The following is a 22,088-nucleotide window of genomic DNA, read 5'->3' as shown; positions in this document are numbered from 1 at the left end:
CATGGATCAGTGGACCAGCCTGACCCCGCCTCTGCGCGAGCGACTCGACGAGCATCTGCGCGCCCGACGGCTGCTCCCGGCCATCAAGCTGCTCCGCGACAGTGGCGAGATCCAGCCCCTGCCAGGGATCTACCAGGCCCAGGACCTGCTGGTGGCGCGGCAGAACGAGCTGGCCGGGCAGGGCCTGCTGCAGCCACCGCCGGCCCCACCCACCACGGACCAGCTGATCGCGAAGGTCACCGCGATCAGCGAGCCCCTCGCGGCCGTCGAGGCATGCTGGGACGGCGACACCCAGGGCTGGTTCGTCGTCCTGGTCGCGATCGTGCGACGGCCGGGCCCGCGCCACCCGGACTTCGACGAGGCCGACCTGTGCGTGCTGCGCTTCGGCGGGGACATCCGCCTGTTCAACGGGCAGGTCCCGCCCTGGCCGGAAGCGGTGCGCGCCACCGAGCAGGGCCAGGCCGTCGCACAACGGATGGGTGTGCCGTTCCACTTCGCGAGCCCGGACGAGCCGGACGACGAGGCGCCGCGCTGGTGGGACGAGGAGCTACGTCGTGGGTGAGGCGTTCAGGATGTCGATCAGCTCGTCCTCGGTCGGCACGTCGATCCGGTCCTGCCAGCGCAGCGTCGCGACGACCGCGTCGAACAGCAGGCAGATCGCGGTCAGCACCTCGCTCTCCAGGTCGCCGTCGGTCAGCACGGTGTACGTGAGCAGCGCCCACACTCCGGTCACCTCGGGGTGCGCGATGTAATAACTGACCTTCAGCGACGGCGCCTTACGACCGATCGGGTCGCTGGCGAGGACCTCGGTGATCCGGGCCGCCGGACCGCCGCCGATCTCCAGGCGGGTGCCGTTGCCCGGGCCCGCGTCGCCGATCAGCGCGCCGATCAGCGTCAGCGGGTCGGGGGCGTCGTCGGACTCCTCGACCACCGTGATCAGCAGCGATCCGGGCACCCGCCAGCCGTCGTGGTACTCGGTCAGCGGCAGCACGATCGCGCGGGCGCCGTTGCGGGCCGCGTCGTCGGTCGCCTTGACGAGTTCGCCGCGCAGCATCTTGCGGAACGGCACGGCCTTGTCCCGCGGCAGCGACTCGGGCAGCCGCGAGGTGATCAGTGCGTCGATCGTCCGGGACCGCAGCCGCGCCGACTCGGGCGTGGTGGGGATGTGCGCCCAGCCGTCGGGCACGATCAGCTCAAAATCGATCATCAGAAGCGCTCCACGATCAGGTCAATGTCGATCATCAGGATTGCTCCGCGATTCCGTCGGCGGCGATCGTGGCCATCAGCTGCTCGACGCCGGCGCCGATCACGGCCATCTGCTGCATGTCGAAGACCCGGGTACGCAGAACGACGTCGATGCCGCTCTCGGTACGCATGGCCGCGTCGAGGCGCCCGTACGCCGTACCCTGTGATGTCCGCCCGATGGCGAAGACCCGGACGCCATCCGCGCCGGGCACGCTGACGTAGTGCACCACCGCTTCCCGGGCGTCCTCGGCGAACCCGTGCACGCCGACCACCTCCATGAGGTATTCCGGGTCGTCGGCGCGGGGCCGGTGGAACTCGGCGACGAGCGGGATCGGCGACCAGCGCACCTGACCATCGTGGAACGCGGTGCCCCAGGCGAGCCGGGCGTGTCCGGGCAGTTCGTCGGCGCGCGCCATCAGCATCGTCGCGGTCTCCCGGCCGATGTTCTCGGCGGTGAACGGGAACTCCCCGGCGGTCCAGGCGGCCTGGGCGGTGCCCAGGGTCCGGCCGGCCCACGTGTCGAAGAACTCGATCATGTGGTCGGTCCACGCGGCACGCTCATCGGCGTCACCACCGGCAGAAGGCACGAACTCCCAGTAGAACGGGATGTCGGTGAGAACGTCAGTTGACATCGGGGATCCATTCCTCCAGGCGCCCGCCCGAGTAGATCAGTCCGGGTCCGAGGGTGAAGAGGGCGTTGAAACCGCCGAAGACGAACCAGGCCGGTGACATGGTGCCGCCGATCGCGCCCATCACGTTGTTGAGGTTGCGGAAGCCGTCCATGCCGCCGATGACGCCCGACCAGTCCCGGGCGAACTGTCCCGGGTTGCGGAACAGGTTGCCCCACATGCCCAGCGCGCCCCGGCCCTGGATCAGGGTCGACTGCCAGAACCCGATCTCCGGGGTGATCTGCCCGAACCGGCTGAGCAGATTGTTGATGCCGGGCAGGTTGAACCAGTCCGAGGTGTTCTGCCAGCCGCTGGCCGCGTTGGACGGGATCCGGAAGTCGCCGGGGCCGAGCTGCTGGGTGACGGTGATGTTGGGGCTGCCGGGGCGGACCGCACCGGGTCCCAGGTTGTCCAGCTGGATGGGACGGCCGTTCCAGCTGCCGGTCAGGTTGAGTCGCGGCGGGCGCCCCGGCACGGCGTTCATCCGGCCGGTGATGCTGTTCATGGTGCGCGCCGCGTTCGCCATGTTCTTGCCGATCAGCGAGATGGCGGCGCCGAGACCGGCGAGGCCGAGACCGACGGCGCCGAGGACCACGTCCAGGACGCTGCCCTCACCGCCGGCTAAGAGCACGCTGTCGGCGATCAATGTGATGACGCCGGCGACCACCGTTCCGAGAATCAGCAGGTTGACGCCGGGGAAGATCAGGCAGAGGACGGCGAGGACCATGCCGATGATCGCGAAGATCTTGCTGATCTGCGCGAAGAACGCGTTGACCTTGTCCTTCCAGGTGTCGGTGAGCCCGTCGTCGTACCGGCGGGCGCTGACCGCGTCACCGAGGCGCCGGCCGGCCGTGTCCAGGGCGTCCAGCGCCGAGGTCAGCCGGTTCTTCGCGGCGGTCAGGGCGGCGTTGGCCTCCTCGACGGCCCGCTGCTTCTCGGTGTCCTTCTGCTGCTCCTCCGGGGGCAGCACACCGTCGGCGCCCTTCTGCCCGTCCGGGCGGGCGTTCGCCGAGCTGACCGAGCCTTTCGCGGACTCCTCGGCGGACACCGCCGCGGCGGTCTCGGTCTTGGCGTCCTCCAGCTCCGGAATGTACTTGTTGATCTCGGTGGCGGCGTCGTTGTAGCGCACCGCCGCCTTGCTGAGATCGTCCTTGATCGACTGGGCGTCCTTCTTGAGCGGCTCGACGTACGCGCCCTTGAGCCCCTCGCTGCCGGTCTCGACGATCCGGGCCAGTTTCGCGACCGTGTCGTTCAGGGTGGTGGCGATGTTCTGGTAATCGCGCTGCGCGGCCTGAACCCGGTCGACCTTGGCGCCGGCGAGCGTGATGAGACGATCGTCGCTCACTGGCCGTTCCCGTCGAGAGTGCTCTTGAGCTGCTGGTCCGCGTCGGTCCAGGCCTCGTTGACCTCCTGGACCGTCTTCGCGAACTTCTTCATCGCCTCGACCATCTTTCCGCGGTGGATCTTCCAGTTGTCGGCGAAGTCGCCCATCGACGAGTTGGCGTTGCTCTGCCCCCACTGACCGGAGTCGGTGTTCTGCAGGTTCTCCGCGCCTTCGAAGGCGCTGATCAACGCGTTCAGGTCGTTGACCAGTTCGCCCAGGTCCTGGACTACGAGGTCGGCCATCATTTCTCCCCGGTGGCGAGCAGCGGAATCTGGAGGGACTGCAGCGAGCCGTCGCCGAGGTGGGCGCGGGCCGAACCCGGCACGACCCGTTCGGCCAGGTGGGCCCGGGAGAGCCGGACGCCGACCAGGTCGCCGGCGCTCAGCGTCGGCGGGGAGAGCAGGATGCCGCGCCGGTTCTTCTTCACCTCGACCTGCCAGCCGGAGAAGCCCATCGCGACCGAGGAGATCTCACCGGCGATCACGACGGCCCGGTTGCTGCCGGACGCCGTGCGGATCAGCTGGCGCACGTAGTCGCGGGCCAGCATGTCGCGCCAGCTCTCGGCGTCGTCGATCATCAGGACGACCGGGCCGTCACCGGGCTCCAGCAGGTCGGCGAAGTCCGGGTCCCGCGGGTTCTCGTCGGTGATCACCCCGCGGACACCGGGCCGGCCGGCGAGGTCGCGCAGCGGCGAGCGCAGCGGGGCGCCGATCACCAACTCGGCGCCGCCGCGCAGCAGCGACTCGGCCATCACGCCCAGCGCGGTGCTGCGGCCGGACCGCGACGGACCGGCGATCAGGAACGTCGGCAGGTCGTTGACCAGGTCCATGCCGATCGGTTCGAGCTCGTCGCCGCCGACGCCGATCAGCGCCCAGCCCGGCGCCGGGCTGCCGACGCCCGCCCACACCTGGTCGAAGGTGAGCTGGGTGGGCATCACGGCGATCCGGTTGGGGCGCTGGTCACGCGGCACTGCAGCCTCCCGCTCGGCGAGCTGGGCCGCGAGGGCGTGCATCGCGGCGACCTGCGCCGGACCGGACGGGTCCGCGGCGATCAGCGACACCTGCATCTCGACCGAGCTGACCGCCCGATATCCGCGTCCCGGCGGCAGGTTCTCCGGGATCTTGCGGGGGTTCAGCCCGGCCATGCTGGCGTCGGTGCGGTCCGAGAGCCGCAGCACGACCTTCTCCTCGGTGAGCGAGCTGATCCGGCCGCTGAGCAGCGAATGGTCACCCGTGATGATCAGGTGAACGCCCGCGCTGGCACCCTCGCGCAGCAGTGTGTAGACGAGGTCGGTCAGCGCACCGCCGTCGTGCTCGCTGAGGGTTCCCATGAACCCTTCCCACCGGTCGAGCAGCAGCATCACGTGCGGCAGCCGGTCCTCAGGGGCGCTGGCAGCACGCTGTTCGGTCAGGTCCGCGAACCCGCCCTCGCCGAGCAGCCGCTGCCGGCGCTGCACCTCCTGCTGCAGCCGGTTCAGCAGCCGCACGGCCCGCTCGGTGTCCGATCGCTGCACGACAGCGCCGCAGTGCGGCAGCTTGGTCATCGGCAGCAGCGCGCCGTTGCCACAGTCAAGACCATAAAGATGGAGATCGGTCACCCCAGCTGCGCTGGCTCCGGCCGCGGCGATCGTACGCAGGGCCTGCGACCGTCCCGACCGAGGAGCACCGGCGATGTGCAGGTGTCCGAACGTGGCGAGGTCGATCGTCACCGGCTTCTGCTGCTGGCTGCGCGGCAGGTCCTGGACCGCCCAGGCGAAGACCGGCTCGCCGGTCGACGGCTCGGCCAGCTCCACCACGTGGTTGGTCGGCAGCGCCGGCAGCCACGGGCGGCGCTGCTGCGGCAGGCCCATCAGGTCGTTGGCCAGCCGGATCGCCGAGACCAGCACCGACAGGTCGGTGGCCTCCTCGGTCTCGGTGACCCCGCGCGGGCGCTGCGGCACGGGCCGGCCCAGGTGCTGCCAGTCGACCGCGTACAGAAACGGCGCCGCCACGGTGGCCTCGCTCTTGCGTCCGGGGCGGCGGCCGCCGACGCGTCCGGCCTGGAACGGCAGCAGGGAGCTGTGCCCGAGTCGCGCGTACCCACGTCCTGGGGTTGAGGCGGCGATGGTCGCCGCCTCGCGCGCGTCGATGACGTCGCTGCTCTCGCCGGCGTCGGTGACCCGCAGCGCGATCCGCAGGTTGGTGTTGGCGCGGATCTCCGCCGAGACCACGCCGGACGGCCGCTGGGTGGCCAGGATCAGGTGGATGCCGAGCGAGCGGCCGCGCTGGGCGATGTTGACCAGGCCGGTGACGAAGTCGGGCAGCTCCCGGGCCATCGACGCGAACTCGTCGATGACGATGAGCAGCCGTGGGATCGGGGCGAGGCCGCCGCGCCGCTCGGCGTAGTCGAGGTAGTCCTCGATGTCCTTGGCGCCGGCCGCGGCGAGCTGGTGCTCGCGGTGGGTCAGTTCGGCGCCGAGCGAGGTGAGCGCGCGTTCGACCAGGTGGGTGTCGAGGTCGGTGACCATGCCGACGGTGTGCGGCAGGTCGACGCAGTCCTTGAACGCGGCGCCGCCCTTGTAGTCGACGAGCACGAAGTTCATCGCGTCCGGCCGGTTCGCCACCGCCAGGGAGGCGACCAGGGTCTGCAGGAACTCGGACTTGCCGGAGCCGGTGGTGCCGGCGACCAGGCCGTGCGGGCCGTGGTGGACCAGGTCGAGCGCGAACGGGCCGTCCAGGGTGTACCCGATCACGGCCCGGGTGCCGCGGCCGGACGCCGACCAGCGCGCGGTCAGCGCGGCCGGGGACGGATCCTCGAGCTGGAGGACCTCCAGCAGACGGGCGGAGGCGGGCAGCGCGGACTCGTTCTGGTTGTCGCTGACGTCGCGGATCGGCGCGAGCCGCCGGCCGGTGGTGGCGAACCACTCGTCGACGACGTCGTCGACGCGCAGGTCCTCGATCCGGGCGGCGCGCTGCTGGTGCAGCGTCGTCGGCAGGCCGTCGCCACCGGCGACGACGGTGGTGCACTCCTCGGGCAGGGTGCGCTGGTCGTTGTCCACGCAGATGCTGTAGACGCCGACGGCGGGCCCGGCGAGCAGGATGTTCACCACGCCGGGCAGCGCGCGCAGCCGGCGGGCGCCGTCGAAGACCACGACGATGTCCGGGTCGGTGATCACCGCGTTGGCGCCGGCGTCGAGGCGGGCCTGGCGGCGGGCCTCGATCAGCTCGATCAGCTCGGCGACCCGGCGCGCGATCGTCTCCGCGTCGGTGCCGAGCAGGGTCAGCGTGGTCTGTCCGAGCAGCGGGCGGGTGTGCGGCAGCCAGGCCGCCCAGTCCCAGAGCGGTCCGCCGGTCGGGTCGGTGAGAACGTAGAGCTGCAGGTCGCGGGGGCTCTGCAGGACGGCCAGCTGCCCGGTCATCCAGCGGGCGAGGCGGCGCGGCCAGTCACCGCGGCCGGCGACGCCGACCACACCGGCCTGGGTGATGGAGAAGGCGACCGGCACGTCGGTGACCTGCCGGGAGTCGCGGCGCCCGGCGGATTCGCCCTCCAGCTCGATCGCGATGTCGCTGCGCAGGTCGGCGGTGCCGACCCGGACCACCAGGTGGTCGGGGTCGGTGCGGCGGCGTTCCCAGAGCCGGGCCCGCGGACCCATCGCGATGACCAGCAGTTCGGCCGGGTCGGGGCTGGCGGCCCGCCGGTCGCGGCGTTCCAGTTCGAGGGCGGCGTCGATCTCCGCCTCGACCTTGTCGCGCTGCGCCTTGTATTCGTTCACTTTGCTGCGGTGGCTGCGTTTGCCCTGCTTGCGGCCGGTGAACCAGTTCGCCACCACCATGACCGGCGACATCGCCGCCATCATCAGGTACAGCGGGTTGCGCATCACCACGGCCATCACGACACCGAACCCGGCGGGCAGGGTCGCGGCGAGCCACGGCATCGCGTTGCCCTCGGGGGACTTCGGTTCGGACGGCAACCGGTACTTGCCGGGACGCTGGGGCGGTAGCAGCCGCGGCGGCCGGTTGTAGTCCAGGTATTCGCTGTCCGGGGACGGCTCGACCATCGCGTCCGGCCGGAGCACCGGATGCGCCTCGAAGAGGGTCTCCCCCACCGTGAGCTGGGCGGTTTCGCGCCAGAGGCCCTCGCCGCCGGGCAGCGGTTCACCGTCGAGCAGCACACCCTCGGCGGCGCCGCGAAGGCGTACCGTCGCATCGACAGCGACCGCGACGGTCGCGACCAAGGGTGGGTGGCCGGGGCCGAGACCCACGGTGGAGCCCGGCGCGGAACCGAGCCGGTGCTCGCCCGCGCCGAGGCTCCAGATCCGGCCCGCACCGGTGCCGGCCACGGCCCGCAACGTCACCAGACCGCCGATCGCCGGCGGCGGCGGTCCCGGCTGGTGCAGATGAAGCATCGACCCGTCGTGGATCCCGCTGCCGCCGAGCGGCGCGTCCAGGTCGAGCTGCCGGCCGTCGAGAAAGATCATTTCAGGCCACAGCGATGGGTACGCCGCGTCGAGGCCCTCCAGCATCACTTTCACGACGTCCCGGACAGGTGTGACGGGCTCGGCGTCCACCAGGACGTCCACTGACCACGCCGACGGATGCACCAGGGTGATCAGCGCCCGCACGTTCTTCCCTTCAAAGACTGTCGCCGCGCTGTCGTGACAGCGCGGCGTCTCGATTACCGTCAGTTACTTGTTGAGCGAGTTCGCGAGCTGGGTGTCCATGTCGCGCATCGCGTCGACGGCCTTGTCCAGCCACGACGAGAGCTGCTCCAGGGTCTCCATGACCTGGTTCGCGGACGTCACGAACTCGGTGTGCACCTCATCGAACTTGCCCGATGCCTGGTCGGTCACGAAGCCCGACGCGGTCAGGTTGTCGACGATGGACTTGCACTCGGTCAGCCGCGCGTCGATGTCGTTCTTGTTGTTGCGCATGCGGGTCGCGCTGTCCGACATCTCGGTGTACGTGATGTTCAAGTTCGCCATCGGTCGTCCCTTCGGGTGGTGCCGGGCGATGGCACGCACCAGCCCGACGATCAGCAACGCGATCAAAATAGGGCGATCGGTCGATCTTGTCTATGTTGGATGAAACACTCCCGATCCCCTCTCCCCCGGCGACGCCTTAAGATGCGGCGATCATGGGCCACTGTCGTTCTTCGCCAGTGGCCCGGATCGATAACCGACCCGCTGAGGTTTCGAGGAGCACACGATGACATGGCTCGGCCGACCGGCCCGTGCCGCGCTGCGGTTTTTGATGGCCGGGGTCACCGCGGCCGCCGTCGCGGCCGTCCTTTTCACCGGGCCCGCCACCGCGGATCCCCTGCCGGCACCGGCCGACCAGGGGCAGACGGTGGCGTATTACATCGTCACCGACAGTTACCAGGGGGCGCCGGAATATCTCTACGAGATCGCCCAGCGCTTCCTCGGTACGGGCGACCGTGCGATGGAGATCTTCGAGCTCAACAAGGGTCGCTGGGAGCCCGGTGGCCAGCAGCTGACCGATCCCGAGGTGCTCGAACCGGACTGGGTGCTGCGCCTGCCCGAGGACGCCGCGGGCGACGGCGTGCAGGTCGGCGTGCTGCCCGACTTCACCCCGCCGGCCGCCGGCTCGTCGGCCGAGGCTCCCGCCGCCACCGAGCCGGCTGCCGCCGCTTCGACCGAGGCCGCCGCCCCGGCGGCTGAGCCGGCCGGCAAGTCCTCGAACTCGTGGCTGATCCCGGTGATCAGCGTGGTGGTGCTGCTGCTCCTGGCCGGTGGCGGCTGGTTCGCCCTGCGCAGCCGGGACCGGGGAACCACGAAGGCCGAACCCGCGAAGAGTGCGGCGAAGAACACACCGAAGAAGCGCGCTCCCCTGTGGCGCCGCAAAACCGCGCCGGTCGCGGTGAACGCCGTGATGGGCGACTCGGACGCCTGGACCGTCGACCGCGCCACCCGGGTGCTCGCGGCCGCCTGCAAGCAGCAGTCCCTCGCCGTACCGGAGACGATCGCCCTGGTCCTCGGCCCGGAGACGATCACCGTGCGGCTGTCCACGCCGGACGAGCGCGCCCCGGTCGGCTGGACCGTCGGCGAGGAGGGCCGCACCTGGTGGACCACTGTCGCCTACGTCCAGCAGGCCACCGTCGACGCCACCATCCCGGAGCCGTTCCCGCGCCTGGTGCCGCTCGGTCTGACCGATTCCGGACAGGTGCTGCTCAACCTGGCCCAGTCCGGCGGTGTGATCAGCCTGGAGGGTGACCGGGACCGTGCGTACGAACTGGCCCGCGCCTGGTCGGTCCGCCTCACCCGCAGCCCGTGGGCGTCGAACATCGAGGTCGTCCGGGTCGGCTTCGACCACGACCCGGCCGAGCGGTTCACCGGCATGGACGCGACGACCGTCGCCGACGCGGCCCGGATCGCCGAGGCCTCGACCGGCGGCGTTATCCTGCTCGCCACCGCCCCGCGCGGCCGCGACCTCGAATACGTCAACGGCCTCGTCGACGAGCCCCGCCAGCTGTGGTCGGTCGTGGTGATCCAGGCCGACGAGGCCCGCTGGCGCTTCTCCATCGACGCGTCCGGCAGCGTCGAGACCGGCCTGCTGCCGAAACTGGCCAGCGTCCGCGTCTGAGACGGCACGGCGCGTGGCCGGTATCGGCCACGCGCCGTTCTCCTCAGGGGTTCCAGTCCACCAGCACATACGCGCGGTCGAAGCGTCGTGCGCTCAGGTCGTCGCGCTGGATCACCCAGAAGATGGTCGCGCCAGCGCCCGGCCGGTCGACGCTGCACTCGGCCAGCAGAACCCAGTCCTCGGCCCGCGGCGACACCGGGCCGGGCCGGCGACCCGCCTTCTCCTCCTTTACCGCACACCGGGCGGCTATCCGCACCGGATCGCCGCCGTTGTAGTCCGTCCCGTAGCCACCGATCAGCAGGGGCGCTCCGCCCCACTGGTCGGCCCAGACCTCGGCCATTTCCTCGGAATGGGGATGCCCGGGCAGCGGTTCGGCCCATGGCGGCCCGGGCAGCTCGATCTCCCCGATGAAGGGCAGCGAGACGTCAGCCGTGAGGTAGAGGTCGCCCTCCGGCAGCTCCCGGTAGACCGGGCCGTAACTGTCCTCGTCGGGCGGGAACGTCCTGGGGTACCGCGCTCGCTCCTCGACAGCCGCGCCCTCCGGCACATGAACGACGTCGCCCATGCCGTTCTCCTCGGGAAAGCCGAAGAACAGCAACCGGCCGTCGGGCGGCAGCGCAAGGTCGGTCACGCCCGCCGGCAACGCCGCGCAGTCGATGGTGGCCAGTAACGGATAGACGGGATCCTCGACACCGGCCGGAAGCATCACGGGACCACCGAAGCGACCCACGACCGGCCCGTCACCGCCCTCGGTCAGCAGCGCGCACGGACGGACGAGACCCAGCCACCGCTCCACATCGGAGGCCGGAATCCCCCGCTCCAGCGCCTCGGCACGGATCTGATCGAGAATCTGCACGTTTCGGGAATTCACGCGAGCACCATAGTGGCGCTCCGCGAGGAGCGCGCCCCCGTGATCACTTCAGTCAGGGACTTCCTCGATGTGCTCAACCAACGCGCCTGCTGCGACGGGGTCCGCGCGGGCTCTAGGCCGGCCAGCGACGTTCACCGATGTTAATCGGTTGGGGTGGGTGGCGGGGGTCGGTAGCTTGCGGGCATGGAGCTTCGGGATGAGCGGGCAGGTGATTTCGGGGCGGTGGGCTCGGTGCACCGGGACGGGTTCGGGGCGGGACACGGTGAGGTGGTCGCCGGGCTGGTGGAGGCGCTGCGGCGAGATGATCCGGGTGCGCTCTCGATAGTTGCCGAAGAGGCCGGGGAAGTTGTCGGGCATGTTCTGTTCAGCCGGGCTCGCGTTGATGCTCCCGAGCGGATCGTGGCGGTGCGGACGCTGAGTCCACTGGCCGTCGCGCCGGCTTGGCAGCGGCGGGGTGTGGGGTCGGCGCTGGTCCGGGAAGGGCTGCGGCGGCTTGACGAGCGCGGAGTTCCGCTCGCCTTCCTGGAGGGCGACCCTCGCTATTACTCGCGGCTGGGGTTCGAGCCGGCCGTGGAGCAGGGGTTCCGCAAGCCGTCGCTGAGGATTCCGGATGCGGGTTTCCAGGTGATCAGACTGTCCGCCTACGAACCGTGGATGACCGGCACCTTCGTCTACGCGGACACGTTCTGGGACCACGACTGCGTGGGTCTCCGCTAACCCCGTGACGACGTCAGCACGTCAATTTCACAGCCGGGCTTGGCCGGGTCGAAGCCGTGCTCGGTCTGCCAGCGGACCACCAGAAGGCTCCGCAACAACCACCAGGCGCGGATCACGTCGAGGTCGACCGGGGTGCCGTATCCGGCGAGCAGGGCTCCTCAGCCACTCGCATTCACTGTCGAGGCTGGACGCCAGCTCGTCGAGACTCCGGCCCGGCCACGGCGGAAGTGGCGCCTCGTGCGGCGTTCGCACGGCGGCCCCGGTGGCGGCCCACGCGGCCGGCGACGCGATCGACGGCTCGCCGAGGCGGCCTCGCTCGGTGCCGGGCATGACGGAGAGCGCGAGCACGGGCGGCCTGCGCCACAGAATCTCCGGGGTACGGATCGGCGTCAGAGCCATCGCGGCGACTTCGACGTCGGCCCGGTCCTGATCAGCATCGATCTTCAGAAACACGTCACCGACGCGCAGGGTGGCACGCTCCCGATGGGCGACAACAACCTCAACCTCGTCCACACCCCTATCTTCGCCACCCCGCCCATCCACAGTCACCCGCGTTTCCAAGACCAGCCGCCGCCGCGAACTTCACAGCCAGCAGCCGCCGCCGCGAGCCTCAAGGCCAGCAGCCGCCGCGAGCCTCAAGGCCAGCTGTCACTCACGGCTGCCGGCTGTCGTTGGTGGCGGCCGTAAGTGACAGCCAACCCAAACCGGCTGCACACCACGGCCGCCACACGCGACAGCCGGCAGCCGTGAGCGACAGCCACCCTCCGGCTGCCCGCCCCGGCCGACCAGCTGGCGCTCGCGGTCGTGCCTGAGCGCTGTCCACGACCGCAAGCGCGAGCCGACCCCGCCCGGCTCGCGCTTACGGTCGCGTAACCGGCCCCCGCACGACCGTAAGCGCTAGCCGACCGTGTCCGGCTCGCGCTTACGGTCGCGTAACCCGCCCCGCACGACCGTGAGCGCTGGCCGGCCGTGGCCGGATCGGCTGGCGCCACTGCTCGGTGGTGTGCGTGGTGCGGATCGTGTGCCGTCCACTGCTGGTGAAGGCGTGCGGCCCCGCGAGCCGTAGCTCAGACACCTCATCCGGGCCCCATGACCTATCTGAGCTACGGCTCGCCGGGCTCAGCCGTAGTGCGGGCACGTTATCGCGGGCCGATGAGGTGTCGGAGCTACGGCTCGCCGCGGGGGCTCCAAGATCTGCGGCCGCGGAATGCGTTCTCCTTGAACGGGATGCGTTCTCCTTGGAAGACACGTGGGCTGGGCTGGGCACCTTGTGCGGCGCTGGGGTGGCGTCGCTCGGGGCGAACTTTCCACGGCGGGCGGGCGGAGTGGGGCGTTGGTGGGGGCGGTCTACAGTCGCGGCACTGTGTGGGTGGTGGGTTCGGCGGCGTTGGGGGTGGGTGCTGTGGCGTCTGTTGGTGTGGGCAGCGATTCTGTGGTGCCGCGGCGCCCGGTTGGGGTTGCTCGGGTGCTGGTGGGAGTGCAGCTCTTTGTCGTTGCGGCCTATCTGGCTGGGGCTGTCGTGCCTTACCTGTGGGCGCCGCGGGAGTACCCGCCTACCTGGTTGTGGATCGTGCCCGCGTGGTTGCTGGGTGTGCCGGGGTTCTATGTCGCGCTGCTGGGGCCGGTGTTCGCCCTCGCCGTCGCGGTTACTGCGGTCGCGCTGCTGGCTCGGCATCGCAGCCTGCCGGCGGGGCTGTATCGGTGGTGCGTTGTCGCTGCTGTGCTCACGTGTGCCCTTGCGGTCTTCATGCTTACCCCGCTGGGGCAGACGATCGCGGTGTTCACCGCCGACTGAAGTGGCGGGTGCTGGTGACCGGGTCACCCCGCCCTTCGGCATCCTAGGAGGCTAGGTAAGGGATGGGGTTCGCTGAGGGTGAGGGCGCACCGGTCGCGATGGGCGCGCAGCGGCCTGGGCGGGGCGGGGAGGTCGCGGTGTGGCCACGGGAGGTGCCGGCTGCGTTTGTGGGAGGCCGGAACGCGTACCGAAAAATAGGGTGAGGGAAAGTGTCGAGAATGAGTGGCGGGCTCCGTCCCTGGGGTGGAGCGTGACCAGAATGGGTCGCACCGGAGTTCAGGGAGACCATCATGGGTAAGTATTTGCTGCTCAAGCACTACCGTGGCGCGCCGGCGGCGGTCAATGACGTGCCGATGGAGAAATGGGCGCCTGAGGAGATCTCGGCGCACATTCAGTACATGAACGATTTTGCCGCGCGGCTGGAGAAGAGCGGGGAGTTCGTCGACGGGCAGGCGCTGGCGCCTGAGGGGACGTTCGTGCGGTACGACGGTGAGGGGCGGCCGCCGGTGACGGACGGGCCGTTCGCGGAGACGAAGGACCTGATCGCCGGGTGGATGATCATCGATGTGGACAGTTACGAGCGGGCTCTGGAGCTCGCCGGGGAGCTGTCCGCGGCGCCCGGGGCCGGTGGGAAGCCGATCCACGAGTGGCTTGAGGTGCGACCGTTCCTGCACATGCCGCCGACTGTCACTGAGTGAACCTGCGGGAACTCACGCCCAGCGTGATCGGGATTCTCGTCCGCCGCGGAGCTGACTTCGCGGCGGCCGAGGATGCCGTCCAGGACGCGCTCGTCGAAGCGGTACGGGCCTGGCCGGACGAGCCGCCGCGCGATCCGAAAGGGTGGCTCGTCACGGTGGCGTGGCGGCGATTTCTGGACGCGACCCGGTCGGAGGCGGCACGGCGGCAGCGCGAGGAACGTGTCAGCGAGGAGCCTCCGGCCGGGCGCGCACCCGAGGCTGACGACACGTTGCAGCTGTACTTCCTGTGTGCCCATCCGTCGCTGACCGCAGCGTCGGCGGTCGCGCTGACGCTGCGGGCCGTGGGTGGGCTGACCACCCGGCAGATCGCTGAGGCCTATCTCGTTCCCGAGGCGACAATGGCGCAGCGGATCAGCCGGGCCAAGCGGATCGTGTCCGGGGTACGCCTTGACCAGCCGGGTGATGTCGGGACCGTGCTCCGGGTGCTGTACCTGGTGTTCAACGAAGGGTATTCGGGCGATGTGGACCTGGCGGCCGAGGCGATCCGGCTGACCCGGGTGCTGTCGTCCGTTATCGATCACCCGGAGGTGCGGGGGTTGCTGGCGCTGATGCTGCTGCATCACGCCCGCCGTGCGGCGCGGGTCGCGGCGGACGGGAGTCTGGTGCCCCTCGCCGCGCAGGATCGCGGGCGGTGGGACACCACGGTGATCGCTGAGGGTGTCACGATTCTGCAGGCGGCGCTGGGGCAGGACCGGCTCGGGGAATTCCAGGCGCAGACGGCGATCGCGGCGTTGCACGCGGATGCGCGTCAAGCGTCCGAGACCGATTGGGTGCAGATCGTCGAGTGGTATGACGAATTGCTCCGGCTGACCGACAGTCCGGTGGTACGGCTCAATCGGGCGGTCGCCGTCGGCGAGGCGGACGGCGCTCGGGCCGGATTGGCGGCATTGGCCGGAGTGGATGAGTCGGTTCCGCGATATACGGCGGTGGCCGCTTACCTGCGCGAGCGCGACGGGGATCTGGTCGCGGCCGCGCGGCTCTACGCCGAGGCCGCGGTGAAAGCACCCAACCTCGCCGAGCGGGACCACCTGACCCGCCAGGCGGCGCGGCTCAACGCGGCTCGAGGTTCGCGGTGAACCAGGCGGTGAGCTCGCCGAACTCCGTGACCGGGGCGATCGCGTCGGCCTCGTCCCACAGGAAGTGGTAGAGGTCCCGCAGCGGCGCACCGGTGTCGCGCAGACCGTTCAGGACCGTGGCGGCGCGCAGCTGCCGTGCCAGATCGGCCGCGGAGTTGAGGCAGGTGAGGATGGTGCCGGCGTTGTTCGCGGCGCTCTGTGGTCCCTGCTGGATCGCGGCACTGGCCCGAACGAAGTCGATCCTGTCGATCGCGGCGTCGGTGAGGGTTTCGTCGCTGGTCAGGACGGCTTCGAACCCCGGAAGCAGGGTGAGCCGCCCGCCGCCCTCATTACGCAGGCGACGCTGCAGGTCAGCGGGTGAATCGGCGAGCAGGACCTTGCCTGTCCGGCCCGTGAGGAAGAAGTCCCGGTCGCCGTCGACGTTGCCGCCCCACAGCGTGAAGCCTTCACGTCCTCCGAAGACGAGCTTGACAGGGCGGACGTGGAGTTCGGCGAGAAGGTCGAGCACGCGGTACATCATTGCGCCGGCTCAGTCCCAGCCTTCCTGCGGGGTGGCGCACGTGCCGCGGAAGACGTACTGCGAGGGCCGCTTGCGCTGCTCGCTGGTCCAGTCAATGGGTGGCCGCCGCTGCTCCGCGGGCAGGTAGCCCAGGCGGTACACGGCCATCAGTTCGAGATCGTCCGGTACCCCGAGCAGGCGGACGATCTCGTCCCAGCGCCCGGGTACCTCCATCGGGAAGGAGATGAACTGGATGCCCATGCCGAGCTCGACGGTGGTGAGCCAGACGTTCTCCATCGCCGCGCCCATGCTGAACACGGAGTAGAAGGAGGACAACTCCCCCGGCCGGTACTCGGATCGGTCGAGCATCACGCCGAGCAGCAGTGGGGAGCCGGCAACGAGTTTGCGGTTCTCCTCGCCAAGGCTCTGCGGCACCCGCATGGCGTTCATGAGTTTCTGCCCGCGGGCGGTGAACACCTGACTGGTGAACGGGCGCAGGGGTGCGGGCAGACGGTCGAACAGCATCCCGTCGCGGCGGCGTTCCATCTCCTCCTTGCTGAATCGGAAGTACGGCTTGTACCGCTCGAAGAACGTGCCGTGGGCCATCGCCTCGGTCATGCTTTCCCCGCTGATCCGCGCGATGGCCTCGATCGCCGGGCGTTCCTCCACGATCACGAACCGCCACGGCTGGCTGTTCAGCTGCGAGGGTGCGCGTCCCGCGACCTCCATCAGAAGCCGCTGGTGCTCCTCGGAGACCGCGTCGGGCAGGAACGCGCCGTTGGTGGTCCGGCGACGGCGCACCGCATCAAGAAATTCCATCAGAGACCCCTCCAGGCCAGAACAAGGGCGGTGGCGAACACCGGCGCCGCCGAACCGGCGACGGCGGCGTGCCGGCGAAGGCGTCCACCGGCGTACGGCAGCGCGATGAGCGGACCGGCCGCCGGCAGCAGCGCGAGACCGGCGGCTCGGCGTTCGATCGCGCCGGCGGCGACCGCGGCAGTGGTCAGCGAGGCGGTCACGATGAACAGTGCGTGGTGGACCCAGCGGATGCGCCCGTTGTCGACCGCGCCCACGGCGACGGCCGTGCCGAAGGCGGCGTTGCTCACGTAGCTCACGGCTGCGGCGGTGACCAGGGGCGAGGTCCATCGGGTGCGCCGCCGGCGGTCGCTCATCGATGTTCTCCTTCGTGGGAGGTTCCTTCGTGAGTGAGCAGGACACGTTGCGCGAACATCGGCCTCACCTGCCATCCCTGCGGAACGACCGCTCGCAGCTCCGCGGGCCGGTAACTGCGGCGGATGGAGAGCAGCCCGTCCTGGTGGATGAAGGACCGGCGGGCGAACGGGAGTGTGGCCACAGCGTAAAGGCCATAACCCGCACGCGCCCGGGACAGATCGTTGTGGACGACCAGCTGACGCGACAGCGCCCGGCTGTCCGCCAGCAGAGCGGCCAGCGCCGCCGCGTCCAGGTGGTGCAGGAGGTGGTTCGAGATCACCAGGTCGTACCGGTCACCACGGGACACCAGGTCCGCACTCGACGCCTGCTCGAAGCGGACGCCGGCCGCCGGATGCCGGCGCACATGGCGGAGAGCGCGCTCGTCCGGATCGATGGCGGTTATCCGGAGCACGAGCCCGTCCCGGCCGGCCCATCCGGCGAGGGCCCGGGAGATGTCCCCGCCACCGAAGCCGATGTCCAGCAGCGTGGTGGGCCGGTCGGTGTCCAGGCGCGGCCGGATCCATTGCCGATAGATGCGCCGCCAGCCCGAGACGAGCCGGTTGACCGTACTGAACTGCTGGTAGGTGCGCTCCAGCCGCTCGGGGTCGCAACCGGGGTCGTCCATGAACTCGTTCGATACGGTGTCTCGCCGGGTCAGCCCTGCGCGGGTCATGGGGTTCCGCATACCCACAATGATCAATGGGTTAACCGAGCCGGCCACCTGTCGCATGCCGGACTCTCCCCCACCCGTTCGACCAGGGCGGAGCAGGATTTCTGCATGGCTGGAATGTCGCCAGTTGCCGAGCCGGCGATCGGCAGCCACGCGGGGGTTGCATCCGTGCCGTGAGGAGGAGGGTCACGTGATCGCCGCTGAGCTCAGCTTTGGGGAAACGGTGATGCCGATGACGAGCAGCGGAAGGCGCTGCGCGAGACATACGCACAACTGCTGGTCGCTCACCGGCTGAACCTGGATTCCTCGCGCACGATGTGGCGGGAGGTTCGAGGCCTGCGGGACGTGCTCGACGACATGCTGGAGTGTGGCAGGCGCCGGGATGCGAGAGGTGCCGAGGAGATGGTGGAGACGGCACGGGACGCGCGCCAGAACCTGGAGCGGGTGTTCCGCACCGAACTCGGATACGAGACCCTTCAGGACCGGAAGCCGTTGGGCGAACACGACAAGGTCAAGAGCGGATCGCGTACGCCATGACGTCGCGGATGAGGGTGCCGACCGCGCCCTCGGCCAGCGCGTAGAGGACGCGCCGGCCAGCGCGCCGGCGGCTGATCAGGCCGGCGGCGGTGAGGTGGCGCAGGTGGTGGGCCAGGGCTGTCGGGTGGGCCGGGACCACTTCGCCGATCGTGGCCGGTGTCGCCTCGCCGTCGCGCAGGACCACCAGGATGTGCAGCCGGTGTTCGTAGGCCATGCCGCGCAGGACCTCGACGGCCCGGTGCAGGTCCGCTGGGTCGATCATGACACGGCCTTGCGCAGCGCCCAGGACACGAGCAGAGCGAGCGTCGCCGACAGGGAGATGCTCGCGCCGGCGGCTACGTTCCACTGGGCGGAAACCGCCAGGCCGGCCAGGCCGCTCGCCACGGCCAGCAGCATCGCCAGGGTGGTGAGCAGCGGAAGCCGGTCGGTCCACAGTCTCGCCGCCGCGGCCGGGGCCACGATCAGCGACAGTGCCAGGATCGTGCCTACCGCGGGAACCACGGTCACCACGACGACCTGGATCGTCAGCAGCAGCACGACGTCCCAGGCACCGACCGCGAGGCCGGCGGCCCGGGCGCCCGCCGGGTCGAAGCCGGTGAACAGCAGCGGCCGGGCGCAGAGCAACAGGACCGCGCCGACGATCACCAGCACCCCGGCGGTGATCAGCAGGTCCTGGTCGCTGACCGTGAGGATCGAGCCGACCAGGAACGACGACAGGTCCCGGCTGAATCCACTCTGGGTGGCGATCAGGGCGGCGCCCAGCGCGAACCCGCCGGACAGCAGCACACCGGTGGCGGCCGCCGCGTTCTGGCCGCGGCGACGGGACAGCGCGGCCACGCCGAGGGCGATCACCGCGCCGGTGGCGATGCCGCCGAGCAGCAGGTTCACGCCGATGATCGAGGCGGCGACGACGCCGGGGAACGTGGCATGGGTCAGCGCCATGGTGAAGAACGAGAGGCGGCGCATGACGATGTGCACGCCGATCATCCCGGCGAGGGTGGCGACGAGGACGATCTCGATGGTTGCCCGGAATATCATGCTGCAACTCGGCGGAAGGGCATCAATATGACATAGAAGATGACGAGGAGTAGCACTACCGCCGACGCTGAGGTCAGGGCGATCTCGTAGCGCAGCGAGGCCGTCCAGCTCAGTAGCAGTCCGCAATACCCTGACAGGAACACCAGGGTGGCGCCGACCGCCGCCATCACCGCGAGCCGATCGGAGACCATTCGCGCGGCCGCCGCCGGCACGATCAGCAGCGCCACCACCAGGATCGTCCCGACCGCGCGGACACCGGCAACCACGACGAGGGCGAGCAGCACGTTCAGCCACAGATCGAGCCGGCCCACCCGGAACCCCGCCGCGGCGGCGCCTTCGGGATCGAACGCGCGGAACAGCAGCGCCCGGTGACTCACCGCCAGTGCCACCAGAATCACCACCGCGAGCACGGCCGTCTCCGCGAGCTGCCGCGACGTCACCGTCAGCAGGCGACCGAAAAGAAAAGACGTCAAATCCGATGTGTACGACGAACGGCGTGACACCAGCACGACACCGATCGAGAACATCGCGGTGAGCAGGACCGCCGTGGCAGCGTCGTCGGTGAGCCGGGCGCCGCGGGTCAGCAGGGTGAGCACCACCGCGGTGACCACGCCCGCGACCAGCGCGCCGGCGAACACCCCCTCCACCCCGGCCGCCGCGAACCCGATGACGACACCCGGGAAGACCGTGTGCGTCAGCGCGTCCGAGACGAACGACAGGCGGCGCACGAACACGAAGACGCTCACCGGGCCGCAGATCACCGCCAGCAGGGCGATCTCGGCCAGGGCACGACCCATGAAGGGTACGGAGAACGGCTCGATCACGGGTCCACCAGAACCAGCCGGCCGTCCGCCAGATCGAGGGCTCTGTGGGCGTACACAGGTCTCAGTGAACTGGCGGTGAGGGTCTCGCCTGGCGTGCCCACCGCGAATTGCCGGCCGTTGAGCAGGCAGATGAGGTCCGCGAGATCGCGGGCCACCGCGAGATCGTGCGTGCTGAGCACGAGTGCGGTGCCGGCGGCGGAGAGGTCGCGCAGGACGGTGACGATGGCGTCCTGGCTGACCGCGTCGACGCCGTTGAAGGGTTCGTCGAGCAGGAGCAGCTGGGGTTGCGCAACGATCGCACGGGCCAGCAGGACGCGCTGGCGCTGGCCGCCGGAGAGGGTGCCGAAGCGGTTGCGGGCCTTGTCGGTGAGGCCTACCTGGTCGAGTGCCTCTGCCACTGCTTGTCTGTCGGCTTTCCGGACGGGCCGCCACCAGCCGAGGCTTCGGTAGCGGCCCATCATGACGACCTGCTGGACGCTGACCGGGAAGTCGGGGTCGAGGTCGCCGGACTGCGGTACGTATCCGATGACGTCACGCGGGGGGATGATCGCGGTGCCGCCGAGGATCTCGGATTGGCCGAGCATCGACTTGATCAGGGTGGATTTGCCGGCGCCGTTGGGGCCGACGAGGGCGAGGCGCTGTCCCGCTTTTAAACGGATTTCTACGTCTATGAGTGCTTTTTTGCCCTGATAGCCGAGGCTGACCCCGGTGTACCGCAGTTCCATCGTCAGCCGGCCAGCGCCTCGACGATGACCTGGGTGTTGTGGCGCTCGGCGCCGAGGTAGGTGCCCTCGGGCGATCCGGGCTCGCCGAGGCTGTCGCCGAACAGGGCGTCCTCCCCCGCGACCACCTTCACGCCGGCCTGCTGGGCGATCGCCTCGGCGGTCTTCGGCGGCAGCGAGCTCTCCGCGAAGATGGCCTTGGTGCCGGTCTGCTTGATCTTCGCGATCAGGTCGTTCAGCTGCTTCGCGGAGAGTTCGGCGGAGGTGTCCATGCTGGGGATCACCGAGCCGACGAATTCCAGGTCGTAGCGGGCGATGTAGTAACCGAAGGCGTCGTGGTTGGTGACGAGCTTGCGGTTGGTGACGGCCTTGAAGGCGGCTTCGTTGTCGGCGTCGAGCTTGTCGAGTTCCGCGGTGTAGGCACTCACGTTGCCGGCGAACGTGCTCGCTTGCGCGGGGTCGGCCGTGGTCAGGGCCTTTTCGATGTTCTGCACCATGATTTTGGCGTTGCGGGGGTCGTGCCAGATGTGCGGGTCGTGCTCCTCTTCTCCCGCTTCTTCGGCGTGCTCCTCTTCGCCTTCCTCGTGTTCGTGGCCGCCTTCGCGGAGGGTGACGCCCTGACTGGAGTCGACGACCGTGCCGCTGAACCCGGCGGACTCGATGGTGCGGTCGAGCCACTCTTCGAGGCCGACGCCGTTCTTGACGACGAGTTTCGCCTTGGAGATCGCCTGGAGGTCGGCTGGGGTCGGCTCGTAGTCGTGCGGGTCCACGTTGGGCTTGATGATCTGGGTGACGTCGACGGCGTCGCCGCCGATGTTGCGCAGGAAGTCGGCTACTTCGGGGGTGGTGGCGACCACGGCGAGCTTCGGGGCGGCCGGGGTGGCGGCGGCGTCATTGCCGGGGTTGGCGGAGCAGCCGGTTATGGCGGTGGCGGCTACGGCTGCGGCGAGGCCGGCGAGCCAGGGGGTGCGCTTCATGAGTTTCGCTCCTGTCACTGAGGAGCGAAACGATAATCATTGCCAAAATTTATCGTCTAATCGCAAACTGACGATGTGTTGAGGGGGCGGCCGGTCGGTCGGCGGGGTGGGTGGCGGGCCAACTGACTGCCGGCGGGCTGCCGACGGGCCGACGGGCTGACTGCGGACGTGCGGCCTGGCGGCGAGCGAGCGGGCGGCAGGGCGGCAGGCGGGCGGGCAGGCGGGCTTTTGCGAGATCTTGGAAAGTCCGGGCTGGTCTCGGGTAACTCGACAAGAGCGCGAGCTGACGAGCACACCCCGCCTCCCGCGTCGGCGCCTCTCGTGTCGGCTTCGGGCGCGATCGGCGTGGCACCCGGCGCGAGCCGCGTGGCACACGGGCCACGAGCCGTAGCTGAGATAGGTCATCCGGCCCGATGACATTGCTGAGCTACAGAGAGGATTGGTGGTGAGCACCTCCCGCCCGGGGTCTGACCCACTGAGCTACTGACTTCGGGTCTTCGAGCCGATCTGTCGGCTT

24 protein-coding genes are annotated in these 22,088 nt (G+C 69.8%); 7 read left to right on the top strand and 17 right to left on the bottom strand.

Annotated elements, in window-relative coordinates; translation table 11 throughout:
• Position 1: 1 nt before the first annotated feature.
• The gene (locus B0I29_RS28260; protein ID WP_111652150.1) at positions 2 to 562 is read left to right on the top strand and encodes a hypothetical protein; all 561 of its coding nucleotides are present in this window, start codon (positions 2 to 4) and stop codon (positions 560 to 562) included.
• Here the strand turns inward: B0I29_RS28260 and B0I29_RS28255 are convergent.
• From B0I29_RS28255 to B0I29_RS28230, 6 genes are all read right to left on the bottom strand, one after another.
• Positions 548 to 1,207, bottom strand: a complete 660-nt coding sequence (locus B0I29_RS28255) for a hypothetical protein (protein WP_111652149.1) — start codon at positions 1,205 to 1,207, stop codon at positions 548 to 550. The two genes, B0I29_RS28260 and B0I29_RS28255, sit on opposite strands and share 15 nt — an antisense overlap.
• A 34-nt stretch (positions 1,208 to 1,241) precedes the next feature.
• On the bottom strand, positions 1,242 to 1,877 hold the full coding sequence (locus tag B0I29_RS28250) for a hypothetical protein (protein ID WP_111652148.1): 636 nt from the start codon (positions 1,875 to 1,877) through the stop codon (positions 1,242 to 1,244).
• On the bottom strand, positions 1,867 to 3,258 hold the full coding sequence (locus B0I29_RS28245) for a hypothetical protein (protein ID WP_111652147.1): 1,392 nt from the start codon (positions 3,256 to 3,258) through the stop codon (positions 1,867 to 1,869). The genes B0I29_RS28250 and B0I29_RS28245 overlap by 11 nt, the downstream gene beginning before the upstream one ends.
• Positions 3,255 to 3,539: a hypothetical protein gene (locus tag B0I29_RS28240; RefSeq protein WP_111652146.1), complete on the bottom strand. Its 285-nt coding sequence runs from the start codon at positions 3,537 to 3,539 to the stop codon at positions 3,255 to 3,257. Before B0I29_RS28240 ends, B0I29_RS28245 begins: the two co-directional genes overlap by 4 nt.
• Entirely contained in the window at positions 3,539 to 7,897 is a 4,359-nt protein-coding gene (locus tag B0I29_RS28235) for an FtsK/SpoIIIE domain-containing protein (protein ID WP_111652145.1), read from the bottom strand. The genes B0I29_RS28240 and B0I29_RS28235 overlap by 1 nt, the downstream gene beginning before the upstream one ends.
• Positions 7,898 to 7,960: 63 nt before the next feature.
• Positions 7,961 to 8,257 (bottom strand): WXG100 family type VII secretion target, encoded by a 297-nt coding sequence (locus B0I29_RS28230; RefSeq protein ID WP_146616906.1) that lies wholly within the window; start codon positions 8,255 to 8,257, stop codon positions 7,961 to 7,963.
• Between the two features lie 223 nt (positions 8,258 to 8,480).
• On the opposite strand from B0I29_RS28230, the gene B0I29_RS28225 reads away from it, so the two are divergent.
• Complete coding sequence (locus B0I29_RS28225; protein WP_111652143.1) at positions 8,481 to 9,875, top strand: LysM peptidoglycan-binding domain-containing protein; 1,395 nt, start codon at positions 8,481 to 8,483, stop codon at positions 9,873 to 9,875.
• 43 nt (positions 9,876 to 9,918) lie between these two features.
• Here B0I29_RS28225 and B0I29_RS28220 read toward each other — a convergent pair whose 3' ends face one another.
• A complete protein-coding gene (locus B0I29_RS28220; protein ID WP_146616905.1) occupies positions 9,919 to 10,746 on the bottom strand; it encodes a DUF1963 domain-containing protein in 828 nt (275 codons plus the stop codon).
• A gap of 183 nt (positions 10,747 to 10,929) precedes the next feature.
• On the opposite strand from B0I29_RS28220, the gene B0I29_RS28215 reads away from it, so the two are divergent.
• Entirely contained in the window at positions 10,930 to 11,463 is a 534-nt protein-coding gene (locus tag B0I29_RS28215; protein ID WP_111652141.1) for a GNAT family N-acetyltransferase, read from the top strand.
• A gap of 27 nt (positions 11,464 to 11,490) precedes the next feature.
• Here the strand turns inward: B0I29_RS28215 and B0I29_RS28210 are convergent, their stop codons facing one another.
• On the bottom strand, positions 11,491 to 11,976 hold the full coding sequence (locus B0I29_RS28210; protein WP_245972788.1) for a hypothetical protein: 486 nt from the start codon (positions 11,974 to 11,976) through the stop codon (positions 11,491 to 11,493).
• A 1,006-nt stretch (positions 11,977 to 12,982) separates the two neighbouring features.
• On the opposite strand from B0I29_RS28210, the gene B0I29_RS28205 reads away from it, so the two are divergent.
• The 3 genes from B0I29_RS28205 to B0I29_RS28195 all read left to right on the top strand — a co-directional run bounded on the left by B0I29_RS28205 (position 12,983) and on the right by B0I29_RS28195 (position 15,092).
• Entirely contained in the window at positions 12,983 to 13,258 is a 276-nt protein-coding gene (locus B0I29_RS28205; protein WP_146616904.1) for a hypothetical protein, read from the top strand.
• Between the two features lie 290 nt (positions 13,259 to 13,548).
• The gene (locus tag B0I29_RS28200; protein WP_111652139.1) at positions 13,549 to 13,956 is read left to right on the top strand and encodes a YciI family protein; all 408 of its coding nucleotides are present in this window, start codon (positions 13,549 to 13,551) and stop codon (positions 13,954 to 13,956) included.
• Positions 13,953 to 15,092: an RNA polymerase sigma factor gene (locus B0I29_RS28195; RefSeq protein WP_111652138.1), complete on the top strand. Its 1,140-nt coding sequence runs from the start codon at positions 13,953 to 13,955 to the stop codon at positions 15,090 to 15,092. Before B0I29_RS28200 ends, B0I29_RS28195 begins: the two co-directional genes overlap by 4 nt.
• Here the strand turns inward: B0I29_RS28195 and B0I29_RS28190 are convergent.
• The 4 genes from B0I29_RS28190 to B0I29_RS28175 are packed head-to-tail and all read right to left on the bottom strand — an operon-like array spanning position 15,067 to position 17,476.
• Positions 15,067 to 15,600 (bottom strand): hypothetical protein, encoded by a 534-nt coding sequence (locus B0I29_RS28190; RefSeq protein WP_146616903.1) that lies wholly within the window; start codon positions 15,598 to 15,600, stop codon positions 15,067 to 15,069. The two genes, B0I29_RS28195 and B0I29_RS28190, sit on opposite strands and share 26 nt — an antisense overlap.
• Before the next feature lie 21 nt (positions 15,601 to 15,621).
• The gene (locus B0I29_RS28185) at positions 15,622 to 16,410 is read right to left on the bottom strand and encodes a nitroreductase family protein (RefSeq protein ID WP_111652136.1); all 789 of its coding nucleotides are present in this window, start codon (positions 16,408 to 16,410) and stop codon (positions 15,622 to 15,624) included.
• Positions 16,410 to 16,763: a hypothetical protein gene (locus tag B0I29_RS28180; RefSeq protein WP_111652135.1), complete on the bottom strand. Its 354-nt coding sequence runs from the start codon at positions 16,761 to 16,763 to the stop codon at positions 16,410 to 16,412. Before B0I29_RS28180 ends, B0I29_RS28185 begins: the two co-directional genes overlap by 1 nt.
• Positions 16,760 to 17,476, bottom strand: a complete 717-nt coding sequence (locus tag B0I29_RS28175) for a methyltransferase domain-containing protein (RefSeq protein WP_260330124.1) — start codon at positions 17,474 to 17,476, stop codon at positions 16,760 to 16,762. Before B0I29_RS28175 ends, B0I29_RS28180 begins: the two co-directional genes overlap by 4 nt.
• Before the next feature lie 312 nt (positions 17,477 to 17,788).
• Between B0I29_RS28175 and B0I29_RS45310 the strand changes: the two genes are divergently transcribed.
• Positions 17,789 to 18,010: a hypothetical protein gene (locus tag B0I29_RS45310; protein ID WP_146616902.1), complete on the top strand. Its 222-nt coding sequence runs from the start codon at positions 17,789 to 17,791 to the stop codon at positions 18,008 to 18,010.
• Here the strand turns inward: B0I29_RS45310 and B0I29_RS28165 are convergent.
• From B0I29_RS28165 to B0I29_RS28145, 5 genes are read right to left on the bottom strand one after another with little or no spacing between them, the layout of a single operon-like run.
• Positions 17,985 to 18,272, bottom strand: coding sequence for an ArsR/SmtB family transcription factor (locus B0I29_RS28165; RefSeq protein WP_111652132.1), 288 nt, complete (start codon positions 18,270 to 18,272; stop codon positions 17,985 to 17,987). The genes B0I29_RS45310 and B0I29_RS28165 overlap by 26 nt on opposite strands.
• A complete protein-coding gene (locus B0I29_RS28160) occupies positions 18,269 to 19,048 on the bottom strand; it encodes a metal ABC transporter permease (RefSeq protein ID WP_111652131.1) in 780 nt (259 codons plus the stop codon). The genes B0I29_RS28165 and B0I29_RS28160 overlap by 4 nt, the downstream gene beginning before the upstream one ends.
• Positions 19,045 to 19,872, bottom strand: coding sequence for a metal ABC transporter permease (locus B0I29_RS28155; RefSeq protein ID WP_111652130.1), 828 nt, complete (start codon positions 19,870 to 19,872; stop codon positions 19,045 to 19,047). The genes B0I29_RS28160 and B0I29_RS28155 overlap by 4 nt, the downstream gene beginning before the upstream one ends.
• A complete protein-coding gene (locus B0I29_RS28150; protein WP_111652129.1) occupies positions 19,869 to 20,597 on the bottom strand; it encodes a metal ABC transporter ATP-binding protein in 729 nt (242 codons plus the stop codon). Before B0I29_RS28150 ends, B0I29_RS28155 begins: the two co-directional genes overlap by 4 nt.
• Positions 20,598 to 20,599: 2 nt before the next feature.
• On the bottom strand, positions 20,600 to 21,571 hold the full coding sequence (locus B0I29_RS28145) for a metal ABC transporter substrate-binding protein (RefSeq protein WP_111652128.1): 972 nt from the start codon (positions 21,569 to 21,571) through the stop codon (positions 20,600 to 20,602).
• Between the last annotated feature and the right edge of the window lie 517 nt (positions 21,572 to 22,088).

It is taken from the genome of Actinoplanes lutulentus (assembly GCF_003259845.1).
GTDB lineage: Bacteria > Actinomycetota > Actinomycetes > Mycobacteriales > Micromonosporaceae > Actinoplanes > Actinoplanes lutulentus.
The sequence above is the reverse complement of the archived record's forward strand: the minus strand, read 5'-3'. Positions and strand labels throughout refer to the sequence as shown.